The 12,005-nt window shown below is 35.7% G+C and carries 14 protein-coding genes; 4 read left to right on the top strand and 10 right to left on the bottom strand.

Translation table 11 applies throughout. The annotated features are described in order from the left end of the window. Positions 1-153: 153 nt before the first annotated feature. The 6 genes from CM19_RS02570 to CM19_RS02545 are packed head-to-tail and all read right to left on the bottom strand — an operon-like array spanning position 154 to position 5,144. Positions 154-510: a hypothetical protein gene (locus CM19_RS02570; RefSeq protein ID WP_048098869.1), complete on the bottom strand. Its 357-nt coding sequence runs from the start codon at positions 508-510 to the stop codon at positions 154-156. Next, a complete protein-coding gene (locus CM19_RS02565; protein WP_048098868.1) occupies positions 507-1,379 on the bottom strand; it encodes a CoB--CoM heterodisulfide reductase iron-sulfur subunit B family protein in 873 nt (290 codons plus the stop codon). Before CM19_RS02565 ends, CM19_RS02570 begins: the two co-directional genes overlap by 4 nt. A gap of 1 nt (position 1,380) precedes the next feature. After that, entirely contained in the window at positions 1,381-2,361 is a 981-nt protein-coding gene (locus CM19_RS02560; protein WP_048098867.1) for a succinate dehydrogenase/fumarate reductase iron-sulfur subunit, read from the bottom strand. A 1-nt stretch (position 2,362) separates the two neighbouring features. After that, positions 2,363-4,063, bottom strand: coding sequence for a succinate dehydrogenase flavoprotein subunit (locus tag CM19_RS02555; protein WP_048098866.1), 1,701 nt, complete (start codon positions 4,061-4,063; stop codon positions 2,363-2,365). A gap of 36 nt (positions 4,064-4,099) precedes the next feature. Then, positions 4,100-4,885: an HAD-IIA family hydrolase gene (locus tag CM19_RS02550; RefSeq protein ID WP_081801185.1), complete on the bottom strand. Its 786-nt coding sequence runs from the start codon at positions 4,883-4,885 to the stop codon at positions 4,100-4,102. Beyond that, positions 4,872-5,144: a hypothetical protein gene (locus CM19_RS02545; protein WP_048098864.1), complete on the bottom strand. Its 273-nt coding sequence runs from the start codon at positions 5,142-5,144 to the stop codon at positions 4,872-4,874. The genes CM19_RS02550 and CM19_RS02545 overlap by 14 nt, the downstream gene beginning before the upstream one ends. 28 nt (positions 5,145-5,172) lie before the next feature. On the opposite strand from CM19_RS02545, the gene CM19_RS02540 reads away from it, so the two are divergent. Further along, positions 5,173-6,750: a DUF2070 family protein gene (locus tag CM19_RS02540; RefSeq protein ID WP_048098892.1), complete on the top strand. Its 1,578-nt coding sequence runs from the start codon at positions 5,173-5,175 to the stop codon at positions 6,748-6,750. Here CM19_RS02540 and CM19_RS02535 read toward each other — a convergent pair. The 4 genes from CM19_RS02535 to CM19_RS02520 all read right to left on the bottom strand — a co-directional run bounded on the left by CM19_RS02535 (position 6,721) and on the right by CM19_RS02520 (position 9,967). Continuing rightward, positions 6,721-8,079 carry a digeranylgeranylglycerophospholipid reductase gene (locus tag CM19_RS02535; protein ID WP_048098863.1) on the bottom strand — a complete coding sequence of 453 codons (1,359 nt, stop codon included), beginning with the start codon at positions 8,077-8,079 and terminating at the stop codon, positions 6,721-6,723. The genes CM19_RS02540 and CM19_RS02535 overlap by 30 nt on opposite strands. A 39-nt stretch (positions 8,080-8,118) precedes the next feature. Beyond that, positions 8,119-8,499, bottom strand: coding sequence for a DUF5751 family protein (locus CM19_RS02530; RefSeq protein WP_048098891.1), 381 nt, complete (start codon positions 8,497-8,499; stop codon positions 8,119-8,121). 113 nt (positions 8,500-8,612) lie between these two features. Beyond that, positions 8,613-9,152, bottom strand: a complete 540-nt coding sequence (locus CM19_RS02525) for a metallophosphoesterase family protein (RefSeq protein ID WP_048098890.1) — start codon at positions 9,150-9,152, stop codon at positions 8,613-8,615. After that, complete coding sequence (locus CM19_RS02520; protein ID WP_048098862.1) at positions 9,152-9,967, bottom strand: isoaspartyl peptidase/L-asparaginase; 816 nt, start codon at positions 9,965-9,967, stop codon at positions 9,152-9,154. Before CM19_RS02520 ends, CM19_RS02525 begins: the two co-directional genes overlap by 1 nt. A gap of 56 nt (positions 9,968-10,023) precedes the next feature. Between CM19_RS02520 and CM19_RS02515 the strand changes: the two genes are divergently transcribed. From CM19_RS02515 to CM19_RS02505, 3 genes are read left to right on the top strand one after another with little or no spacing between them, the layout of a single operon-like run. Next, positions 10,024-10,524 (top strand): hypothetical protein, encoded by a 501-nt coding sequence (locus CM19_RS02515; RefSeq protein ID WP_048098861.1) that lies wholly within the window; start codon positions 10,024-10,026, stop codon positions 10,522-10,524. A 10-nt stretch (positions 10,525-10,534) separates the two neighbouring features. Beyond that, positions 10,535-11,533: an NAD(P)/FAD-dependent oxidoreductase gene (locus CM19_RS02510; RefSeq protein WP_048098860.1), complete on the top strand. Its 999-nt coding sequence runs from the start codon at positions 10,535-10,537 to the stop codon at positions 11,531-11,533. Then, positions 11,530-11,988 (top strand): Lrp/AsnC family transcriptional regulator, encoded by a 459-nt coding sequence (locus CM19_RS02505; protein ID WP_048098859.1) that lies wholly within the window; start codon positions 11,530-11,532, stop codon positions 11,986-11,988. Before CM19_RS02510 ends, CM19_RS02505 begins: the two co-directional genes overlap by 4 nt. Positions 11,989-12,005 lie beyond the last annotated feature (17 nt).

Raw genomic sequence — 12,005 nt, 5'->3', positions numbered from 1 at the left:
GTTGTAAATGCTAGACTTATATATTACATATCCTATATAATATTAAATATAAAAATATCTCCAAAAAATAACATGATTAACTATTTTTCATTACTCAAAATCTTTTTTATACAAATCATTATAAATATTTATAATTAATTAAATTAAAGAAAGCTATTTATTCTGTTTAGCTAAACTTTCTAAGTATTCCTTTATCCACTTAATATCTTCTTCAATGTTATTTTCCTCTTCTCTTAACCATAATAATCCTCCAGCAGCATCTTCAATCTGGCCTTTGATCTTGAGCTCCTTTACCTTATCTTTCCAATTAAAGGGGATCTTAGAGATTACGTGAATGAATATCTCTCCATCATTTCTAAGGTGGATTTTACCCCACATAACATCTTCGAATTTATACTCTAGTTCTTTTGCAAATGGTGCCTTTCCTGGTCTTTCAGACACTTCCTTCCATTCACCTAATTCCGCACCTAGTTTTTTTAGGTATTTAACTATACTCTCTTCCACGCTCATATTATTCCCTTCTCCTTAAGAACTCTTTGCGCTATTTTACTTATGCCTAGCTCTTCAGCTGATAGACCAAAAGCCAAACCTAATAGTTGCGTAACATATATGGCAGGCATAGTCCATTGAAGGTTGAACTCAGCCTTTACTTTTAGCTGTGTTACATCGAGTTGTAGATGACATAAACTACAAGGATGAACTAATATATCAGCTCCCATAGTTTTTGCGGAATTCATTACATTATAAGCCAACCTAATTCCACCCTTAGGGTTACTCCCCATTAAAGGAAAACCACAACAAGCTATTGCCATAGGAAACTTTACTGGCATAGCCCCAGTAACTTCAATCAGGTCTTCCATACTATGTGGATTATATGCAGGCTCGAAGCCCATAACTTTTTCTGGTCTTAACATTTGACAGCCATAATATGCACCTACCTTTAGACCAGTAAGTTGCTTTTTCACATGTGATTTTATATTATCTAATCCGACATCCTTCACTAAAATCCAAACTATATGTTCTGCTGTAGCCTTTTTCTGATAGGATATGCCTGCTTCCTTAAGTTTCGTATCTACTTCTTTTTTTAAGTCCTTATTTTCGTCGTACTTACTTATAGCTAACCTGTGACTTTGCAGGCAAACGCTGCAAGGAGTAACCATCTTATCTAATCCCATTCTTTCTACCGTTGATAGATTTCTTAGATTAAGGGCTGCGTGTGCCTTTTCATCATATTCATCTAGAAATCCTCCCCCACAACAGTTCCAATCTTCAACCTCAACTAGTTCAATTCCAAGTATTTCAGAAACCTTCTTAGTCGCTATATCGACGTCTTTGGACAAACCATGGGTTGCACAACCTGGATAATATGCGATCTTCATTTTACTCACCCATTATCTTCTTTATTTGATCAAGGCCTTTAACTTTGGTATCTTGAACAAGCGCATACTTCAGTTTTCCATTTTGCATTGCATATATCATGTCCTTTATAGACTCTAATAAACCATAAGTACTAAGATATACCTTTGCTTCCTCCAATTTTCCTGTCTCTCTAATACTACTGACTATACTTTCAATGTGCTTTTCACCAGTTTCGGCAACCTTTGTCTTTTCTTTCATGAATTTAGTGTGAGCTCTAGTCTTCTTTATTGTCGTAACTGGTTCTACATCCCTAGGGCACACATTAAAGCATTGGTAGCAATAAGTGCATCTCCAAGAGCTATCGATAAGGATCTTTAATCTTTCTTCATAAATTGTATCTCTAGGATCTGCTAGGAACCTGTAACCCTTAGCATGGGCTGCTGGACCAAGAAACTCCGGATCAATTCTAACTGCCGGACATGAGGATACACATAATCCGCACCATATACATTGCTCAAACTTCCATAATTCTCTTTGGTCTTCAGGCTTCAACCTATGATCTACTTTACCTTCAAGTACGTCCTTATCTGGATATAATCTAGGCTTTACCTTAAACATCTTATCGTAAAATTCGTCTAAATCCACAACTAAGTCTTTTAGAACGGGGAAATAATCCATTGGTTCTACGCTAATTGTACTTGAGTTGTATATCTTTACAATATCTAGAGCTAAAGTTTTACAAGCTAGTCTTGGTTCTCCATTTATCTTCATTCCACAACTCCCGCAAACTGCCATATGACAAGATGCTCTATAGGAAATTGTTGGATCTTGTTCAGTCTTTATCCTCCTTAGAACTTCAGTCATTTGTGTAAACCTATCTACCTTTAGTCTGTACTCCTGCCACCACGAACCCTTTTCCTTGCTGAATCTCTTAATTTTTACAGTTATTTCTTGTTCCTCTAACTGGGCTAAGTTTTTCTGTTCTTCTGCTTTCTCTACCAATTTAGTACACCCTTGCCTCTGGTTTCCATTTAGTCATCTTAACTGGCTTATACGTAATCTCTACAGTCTTTCCTTTAGAGTATGCTATAGTATGTTTTAACCAATTTTGATCATCTCTTTCAGGATAGTCCGTTCTAAAATGCGCACCTCTTGACTCTTTTCTATTTAATGCAGTTGTTCCTATTACTACAGCTAGATCTAACATATTCCTTAACTCCAGTGCATTAAAGAACTCAGTATTGTACACGCTACTTTTATCTGTAACGTACATTGACGGTACCATATCTCTAAGTTTCATAATTTCCGTTAATCCTTCGCTCATATTTTTCTCATCCCTAAATATACCTACTTTTTCCCACATTATGTCTCTCAACTTATTCAATACCTCTCCATAGTGAACTCCTGTTTCGCTTTTTGTAAACCTATATATTTCTTCTACGACTTTTTCTGCTTCCTTCTCCATATCAGAAGTAGAACCACTGTAGTCTCTTAAAAACGATACAACAGAGTTACCTGTTTCCCTTCCATACACTAATGTCTCAAGAAGGGAATTAGAACCAAGTCTATTAGCCCCATGGACTGATACGCATGCAGCTTCTCCTGCGGCAAATAGACCTATTATATCTGGATTTTTCCCTGTTATATCGACGTCTATTCCTCCCATATAATAATGCTGGGCTGGTCTTACAGGTATAGGCTCTTTCGTAGCATCCACTCCAGAAAATGTCTTAGCTGCTTCATATGCGAGAGCTAATCTCTCCTTTATATACTCCTCTCCTAAATGTCTTAAGTCCAGCCCTACATATCCCCCAGGAAATCCTCTACCTTCCCTAATTTCAGTTATTATTGACCTTGATGCTATGTCACGTGGGGCTAAATCCATCTTTTTAGGAGCATATCTTTTCATGAATCTTTCCCCTTTATTGTTGATCAATATACCTCCTTCACCTCTAGCTGCCTCACTTATCAAAATATCAGATGGATAAAGTGCAGTTGGATGAAATTGAACAAATTCTGGATCTTTTAACGAGGCTCCTGCCCTAAGGGCTATTGCATATCCATCTCCAGTATTGATATATGCATTCGTTGAGTGAGAGTAAAGCATTCCCATACCGCCCGTGGCCATAACTACTGCTCTGGCCTTAAATAGAACTGGATTTAAAGACTTCATTTCCATTGCAACAACGCCAACAACCCTCTTATTATCAGTAACTAGGTCCAAGGAAAACCATTCGTTATAAAAATCTACATTACCTATCCCTGATACTCTTTGAAAAAGAGCGTGAAGAAGCGCCATTCCTGTTTTGTCTCCTACAAACCTAGTTCTAGGATAAGTCTGTCCCCCAAAATATCTAACGGCTACTCTGCCATCAGGTTGTCTATTAAAAAGAGTACCCCAACTTTCCATGATTTTAACTATTTCACCAGATTTCTCTGAAAGAAGTTGGGCAGCATCTTGATCGACTAGATAATCTCCACCCTTTATAGTGTCATAACTCATGAAATCTGGGTCATCGTTCGGATCTGAGTTGCCAGGCATATAAGCTGCAATTCCTCCTTCTGCAGAAGATGAATGAGATCTTGTTGGAAAGACTTTAGAGATTACAGCAACTTTGAACCCGGCTGAAGCTATTTGGTGAGCAGCCATTAATCCAGCTAATCCTCCTCCCACTACTATTGCATCATACGAAAGTTTTTCCATATACTCAAAATACTCTACTGAATTAAAAACCTTGATTTAGAGTATTGAAGATAAGTTTTTTACAACTCTAGTTGGTTTTACATCACTTTTTTCCACATCCCTTTCAGTAGAAATACCTGTTAAGACAAGGATAGTATCTGCTCCAATGTCGTTCCCCATCTTAATGTCAGTTTCCAGTTGATCTCCAATCACCAGGACTTTTGATAGATCCTTTATGCTCGCTAATTCCATAGCAACTTCTATTATCCATTTGTTAGGTTTCCCAGCAACAAAATCAGGCTCTCGCCTTAATGCGTAAACTATTGCAGCTGCTAAAGCTCCTGCTCCAAGCTTTAGTCCATCTTTTGATGGCCAAAGTCTATCCATGTTTGTCGCTATGAATTTTGATCCGTTATATATACATCTCATTCCTGCAGAAATCTTATCATAATTGCTAAGCCTGTCTAGGCCTAAAATTACACTATCTGGATTTTTCACTTCGACGTCTGTTGAGGAAAAGAGTTGAAATGAGAAATTCTTCATCTCCTCAACTAGACCTTCTTCTCCTATGACATAAACAGATTTGATATCAGTTTTCCTTTTCATATATATAGCCGCTGAGAGAGCACTTGTTATTATATCATTTGAGGATACGTCTAAGCCAACGTAATTCAATTGTCTAGAAAGAAGAACTCGACTAAATCCAGAATTATTAGTTACAAAAATTACTTTCTTACCTCTAGAGATCATTTGCCTAATTGACTGAATATTTTCCCATATTGGTTCTCCTTCTCTAAACACGACTCCATCTACATCAGATATTATCAGATCATAGTCCAGCACTTTTAAGCACCTCAATTTTCATTTTTATTTTATTAGTTATATCCTCATCATGTCTTACGAATCCAAATAACCCGTATGGATAATAGATTGCCTCTTCACAATTCCACTTTCCTGGAAATGATGGAGTTACCTTAAAGTAGATATATTTACCATGAAATATAAAAACTAAATACGTTTTTTCATCTTCGATTACATAAAGATCACAATCTTCCAACTTATTGTGAACTACCTTTTTCCCAAGCTTTTCTTTGTCAATCATTTTTTATCCCCAACATATCGGATTAATCATGGATTCAGAAAAGCTTACGAGAAAATATTATTCCAAGATTATTACCTTACCTAGTACTAAGATCCTATTACCGCTGGCATCTGTAGAGTCAATCGCTGTAGTAATAAGATCTTTAATAGTAGGATTTGATCTGCTATATTCCTTTCTTATCTATGCAGTAGCAATTAGTTTAATTTTCTGGAATAAATATAGATCCACTCTATTCTTTTTCTCATTTTTCCCTATAATTTACATTATTTTTTCTTTTTTCGGTAAAGTCTATCTCTTTACCTTTGGCACATTAGTTCCACTTACCAATTATGCGATGTTAATAGACCATCGCGACATTACTGCAGTTGGGCTTTCAACATTGATTGCAATTTTACCAACTCTGATTTACCCTAATTTTTGGTTTATTCTTTTTCCAATAGTTGTGGGCGTTCTTTCGTTTCTCTATATATCATCGATTAATAGAAAGGGAAGAAAAATAATGGGAATAAGCTCAATGAGTGTATTAAGACCGTTCTTAAGAGCAATAAGTTATAAGAAAGATAATGAGGTAGAGTCCTTTTTAAGTAAGATATCTATACCTTCATTGCTTAATGTTATGGTATTAAGGCTAAATGATATATACATTATTTTACCTCAAATTCATTTTGGACTTTACGGTAAAGTAGGAAGTTCGTTTTTTCCATATCTGTTTGAAGAATCTCTGCCTAAATCCTTTGTATTTCATGGACCTGGTAGTCATGAGATAGACCTGCCTTCGCTAAAAGAAACTAAGAAAGTAGTAGAGGAAATCTTGTCCAATATAAAAAACATGGAAAAGATAAGTTTTGGAGAAATAGAGACGGAAGAGTTTGATGGTTTTAGGGCAACTAGTATTATATTCGATAACATAAGTCTTAGCTTTCTTGAAAGACCAAACGGAGGAATTGACGATCTACCTGGTTCTTTATGGACAACAATGGTTGAGAGAAAAGACTTCATAGTAGATTGTCATAATCAAACTCTAAAAAAGGAAATAGGCAGAAAGGAAAGAGATGAAATAAGGAATTTTCTAGGCAGAAAAGTAAAGTTTGGAGGAAACAAACTCAGGATAGGCTATGCTGAAGGAAAATTAGAGGGATGTGAAGGTTACTGTAACGAGAAAATTAAAGTGTTAACTTTCATTTCAGAAAATAAAAAGACTTCCATAGTTTATGTTTTCGCTAATAACGCATGTGAGGGGGTTAGGGAAAAAATTAGGGAAAATGCATCAGACTTAACTGATGCCATACTAGTAACTCCAGATGATCATACATGTACTGCAAGCTCTCTTGGAAATCTTTATCAACCAGCAACCCTATGCCCTAAATTAATAACTGAATCTAGAAGGCTTATTGAAGAGAGTTTAAACAACGCATTAGAAGTAAATGATGCAGAATTTAAGATGATTAAGATAAAGACTAGAGTTCTTGGTAAAGTCATATCGTCCTTAACTGAGGGTTTAGAAAAAGTTGGAAGTTATGCTATTAAAACTGTTTGGATCCCAATAGCTTTGCCCTATTTAGTCCTAGCGCTCTTTCTAATTGCTGAGACTTTTATCAAAATCTGACATTATTCCGTATATTCCTGATCTCCACTTCTCTAGCCCTTGATAGTTTATTGGATAGTTTCTATATTGGTCTTTTATTTTCTTCATATACTCTGCTACAACCTTGAGCTTAAATAGAAGCGATGGCCTACCTAGTCCTGATAAAATTCTAATAGCTTTATCTGCTGCTGAAAGTTGTAAGTCACCATAAGAACTTGCTTCTAACAAATCGTCTTCTCTTATAATTTTTTTCTTCATCCCATAATTTATGTCATCATCTGATAACTTCTGTAAAAACCTTCTAAAGAGTTCTAGGCTTGCCTGTTTCGCACCATATCTTTCATTATAACATATGTTAGCTTCCCACAAAGTATCTCCATCAAATTTTCCAACTTCAAAGGCGTTCAAAATAGCCCTTGATGCACAAAAACCGGAAATCATGGCCGAACCTTTACCTCCACCATGAACAGGATTTACTGTAAAAGCTGAATCTCCTACCACAACAATTCCGTTCCAGGTTAAGGTTGTAATTGGTCTTCTAGTTGGCACTAATGCGCCTCCTTTTACTATTAGGTTACTTCTATCTACATCTTGCCCATATTGAGGCAAATACTTTTCGTAGAAAGTTTGTATGCTCGGATAACCCATACCTCCTTGAATTCCTAGTCCTATATTCACCTTGTTTTTCCCCTTCGGAAAGTACCACCAGTAACCACCAGGTGATGTATGCTGATTAACAAAGATTTTAAGATAAGCCGAGTCCTCAATTTCGTCTTTTGTATAAGCTACTTCTCTATAGGCTATATCAGTATCCCTATCATCTAAGGGCTCAGTTACTGGAAACTGTAGAGGCAATTTACTCCTAAAACTCATTGAATATCCAGTTGCCTCTACAACTACTTTAGCTCTAACCTCAACCTGAGAGTTATTCCTTCTATTAAAGAGAAATGCTCCTGTTACTTTGCTGTCCTCAACTATCGGTTTCATAGCAGTAGTCATGTCCATAATTTCCACTCCTCTACTTTCGGCCTCTCTTAGGATTCTTTGATTGTAAGCAGGGGCATTAATTTCGAAACCTTCCCCTTTAACTGTCCATTCAGTTTTTTCATCTGGACTATAGAGTTTTATTCCTTCAATTTTTTGTTCTAATTGGTTACCTTCAGGATATGGCATGCCAAGGCTATCAAAGTGATCTTTACTTACTGCATCTCCACAAGGCTTGTCTCCTATCCTATTCCAAGGCTTACTGTCAATCAGAAGAATTCTTAAACCCTTACCTGACAAATGCCAAGCCGTTGTAGCTCCAGCAAAACCTCCTCCTATTATTAATACGTCATAAGTATCTTTCAAATAGATCCCTATAGTACTAATGGCATTAAAAATAAAAAATTACTTACAATTATCCTTTAACATTAAGGTCTTTAGCGAGTTTGGCATTACCTCTATAACTTTTCTCATAGAATATTTATTTTCATCACTACAATAAGTTATAATTCCCTTTAATACGTATGTCTGTACCTTTTCCATCAACTTATCTACTTCTTCATTTTTCCATGTATAAATTTCTAGTTCTAGATCTAGATTATCCAAGATAGCCTCTCTCGAGTTCGCAAAAACTTTCCAGTATTCAGATTCTGTTATAATGTTAGCAATAATATGGCTACTTCCAAACTGCCTAACGTCCTTAAACATTCTTCTAAAAACGTCATTTAACTCTTCGTCTTTAACATGAACAAGAACCAGTACTGGTTTATGATCCAGCTTTTGCATAGAATGATAGGAATCTACCATGTATAAAAACTATTTAGTAAAACAATGACCAATTTAAGGCGTACATTAAACAACTATTTTTAGGTAATTGGTCGATAAATAACATATATTCACTACTTACCTATAGTTCTCAGGTAATGAGTAGACTCCGTTATTACAAGGTATCCTCTACTCTCAGAGGGAAATTCCCTCGTAATACCACCCGCGTATATTACCCTTGCCAGCCTATCTACTTCCAGTCTTTTATATTGTCCTACAACTATCCAATCCCATGGCCCAGCCCCTATGTTCTTCCTAAGCTGATCTATATCCCCTTGATGACCGTGAAGTATATAATATTTCATCGATGAAACATCTGCTATATACATTGTAGTGCCAATTATTTCTTCCCTATACCTAGGTTCTGCCATTATGCATTTAATTGCATGGGGATCCATATCACCTTGAACGTATATTATTTGTGCCCATGGAGCTATACTTCTTATAACATATAATACGTCTATAACTCTTGGACATTCATAGTCCCAATAACATTGTGTTGTATCGCCATCTAAAACTATTGCTTCAGGTTCTTCCTTCTTAATAATTGTCGATAAAGTGCTCTCTATGTGAGGTTCTGGAAACCTTACGTTGCTCATTACAAGAATCTTCATCATATTTCACCTTCAAATATCATTGTTTTTTGTCCATCACTCCATTTAATACCTCTAGCCATACCTAACGTATTGTAATAAGCCGTAGCTACTCCCTTATTATCTATAGCAATCATTCCTATATTTCCCTTTCCAAAAATATTTGTTACCTTATTTATTACGCTTCTTACTACATCTTCTAAAGAAAAACCCATAGAAACTAAAATATCGACTTCTTTAGCTGGTAATATTTTCAGAATTATTTCGCCTATCCCTGTGCTTGAGACAGCAACCCTTTGTGTTGCATAATATCCCGCGCCAGGAATCGGAGAATCCCCTACTCTACCTGGCAATTTTCCTGATATCCCTCCAGTGCTTGTACCTGCTACTAAATTCCCATCTTTATCCAACGCAACTGCACCAACTGTGTCTCCTCCATAATTACCACTATGAGCAAAAAATGGAAAGTCGTCATTTCTCCCTACCATCAATACATGCCTACCATCTTCTAGAACTCTTTTAGCTAGCCTTATTGGATTCTTTACTTTTACGGATGCTACTGCACCTGCTCTTAGATCATTTCCCAACATTAATCCGGCGTCCATCTCTATTTCTCCTTTGCTGTTCTTTACACTACCTATGCCAGCATCAAAGAGACCTGAATCCTCCATGTAGGATATAGCCGAGACTACCGCATCCAAGGAATTTCCAGATTTAAACTCCTCGTACCCTACTCTTAATGCATTATCTATCTCCTTTTTAGCGTTCTCACTATCTCTCTCCCTCCAGTTTCCAGCTCCACCGTGTATGAGAAGAATAGGAATAGAGTATTTCACAGTGACATATTACCATAAGTTATTTTTATTTTTGTTAAGCTATAGAGCAGAGGAAAATGAAAGAACCCAACACTCTTATAATTTCCATACTGCTTATCCTGTTACCGGTAATCCCAGCCTTCCTATTTAATTTTCCCGCATTCTTAGTAACATCTTTAATTGGTTTAGCAATAGTATTATGGTATTTTGTAAGGTATCTTCCATGGAAGGGAATTCAAAACGCGATTATCTCCACTTACTTTACTGGAATTTATTCCTTCGGTCTTGCTCTAGGCGTATTTTTTGCTTTACCTATAAAGCCTAGAGTTTTTGCTGAAGTCTCACTAATAGAATCCATACCTTTTATTATATCGATATTATATGTTTTAAGAGCATTAATATTCAAGCTAGTCAATAAATCTATAGTAAAAGTAGGAAATGGCTATTTCGCTATGCTTATAGTATTAATTATAGGTGCAGTCGCAGGAAGATTTTTCCACAACTTCTATGAACTTATAATATTATATTCAGGGTTTTTAATACTAGGAATTATAACATACCTATACTTTAAAGAATAAGGGATAATAGATGAGGATAGCTGTTATAGGAGCAGGTCCAGCGGGAATATCTTTAGGTTATTTCCTTAAGGGAACTAAGAATGAAGTTACTATCTACGAAGGTTTGGACACTCTTGGTAAAAAACCGTGTGCTTGGGGAGTTTTAAAAGGAATAGAAAATTACGTTACAATCCCAAAAGAGTCAATAATTAGTGAAATAAAAGGGTTCAAGATTTTCTACGATAATAAATTAATCTATGATATAAGAGGAAGGGAAAATCTGGGATATATAGTTGATAAACCCCTTTTTCTGGAAAAGCTTTCTGAAGGACTAGATCTTAAAAGAAACTCAAAAGTTCAGATAGAAGGAAACAAAATAAAAGTAAATGGAAAAAATGAAGGAGAGGAATTTGATAAAATTGTTTTGGCAAATGGTCATTATTCTCTTTCTAAAGATCTTACTATACCTGCGATTCAATTCATTACCGACCATGAAATAGATAATGAGACTGTAGAGATGTATTTTTACTCGGATCTTCTTGGTTACGGTTGGGTATTTCCAGAACGAGAAGGATCTAAAATTGGAATAGGTGGTTATGCTAACGTGGATTTCTTAAAGGAGAAACTCAAAACTCTGGTTAAGGGTAATACGAGGGCTTTTCAAGGAGCTAGAGTTAGTGACTTTGGGGTATTAGAAGAAAGACTGAATGGAAATTACATAGGTGAGGCTCTGGGGACAGTATATGCTATTACAGGAGAAGGAATAAGACCATCAATTATAACTTCCAAAATTTTTGCAGAATCCTTACTAGAGGAAAAGGATTTCAAAAAAGAATTCAAGAAAAGCAAACTATACTGGACTCTTCAAAAACATGCCGAAATAATACAGTATGTAAAGAGATCAAATAACATTAAAGCGTTAGAGAAAGTATTAATGAAGTCAGATCCAGATATGGTATTGAAGTTTGCGATGGGAGATTTTGATAAAATTGATCTCCTTAAAATGTTTGGGAGGATGATATTCGGTTGAGTGAACATTATTATTTAGACGATGTAGATAAAAAGATACTTAATATTTTACAGCAAGATTCGAGAATTCCTTTCTCAAGACTTGCTAAAATAATGAATTTAAGCGAATCCACTATTCACATGAGAATTAAAAGACTAAGAGAAGCGGGAGTAATTAGAGGATTTTGCGTTGACGTAGACCTAGATAAAATAGGAATGAATGTATTAGCCTTTGTATTACTAAAAAGCGATCCAAAGAGATATGAAAATATTTTAGAACAATTGCAGAAAATGGACGAAATTTTCGAAATCTACGATGTTACTGGGGAATATTATGCTTTACTTAAGGTTAGAGTATCAAGCAAAGAGGAATTAGCTAAAACATTAGATAAGTTAGGTAATATGGAAGGTGTAACGTCAACTTACACTATGTTTGTTCTTAGATCTTTAAAGGATAAAAAGAACTTTTTTGAGTGATCAGTCCGAGAGCTCGA

Origin of the sequence: Candidatus Acidianus copahuensis (assembly GCF_000632495.1) — an archaeon.
Taxonomy (GTDB): domain Archaea; phylum Thermoproteota; class Thermoprotei_A; order Sulfolobales; family Sulfolobaceae; genus Acidianus; species Acidianus copahuensis.
This window is presented reverse-complemented; position numbering and strand designations above follow the sequence as displayed.

What these genes read in the sequence shown, in the direction of transcription:
- CM19_RS02525 (WP_048098890.1), bottom strand. Translation starts at nt 9,152, where the DNA reads ATGAAGATTCTTGTAATGAGCAACGTAAGGTTTCCAGAACCTCACATA.
- CM19_RS02555 (WP_048098866.1), bottom strand. Translation starts at nt 4,063, where the DNA reads ATGGAAAAACTTTCGTATGATGCAATAGTAGTGGGAGGAGGATTAGCT.
- CM19_RS02565 (WP_048098868.1), bottom strand. Translation starts at nt 1,379, where the DNA reads ATGAAGATCGCATATTATCCAGGTTGTGCAACCCATGGTTTGTCCAAA.
- CM19_RS02510 (WP_048098860.1), top strand. Translation starts at nt 10,535, where the DNA reads ATGAGGATAGCTGTTATAGGAGCAGGTCCAGCGGGAATATCTTTAGGT.
- CM19_RS02540 (WP_048098892.1), top strand. Translation starts at nt 5,173, where the DNA reads ATGGATTCAGAAAAGCTTACGAGAAAATATTATTCCAAGATTATTACC.
- CM19_RS02545 (WP_048098864.1), bottom strand. Translation starts at nt 5,144, where the DNA reads ATGATTGACAAAGAAAAGCTTGGGAAAAAGGTAGTTCACAATAAGTTG.
- CM19_RS02530 (WP_048098891.1), bottom strand. Translation starts at nt 8,499, where the DNA reads ATGCAAAAGCTGGATCATAAACCAGTACTGGTTCTTGTTCATGTTAAA.
- CM19_RS02515 (WP_048098861.1), top strand. Translation starts at nt 10,024, where the DNA reads ATGAAAGAACCCAACACTCTTATAATTTCCATACTGCTTATCCTGTTA.
- CM19_RS02570 (WP_048098869.1), bottom strand. Translation starts at nt 510, where the DNA reads ATGAGCGTGGAAGAGAGTATAGTTAAATACCTAAAAAAACTAGGTGCG.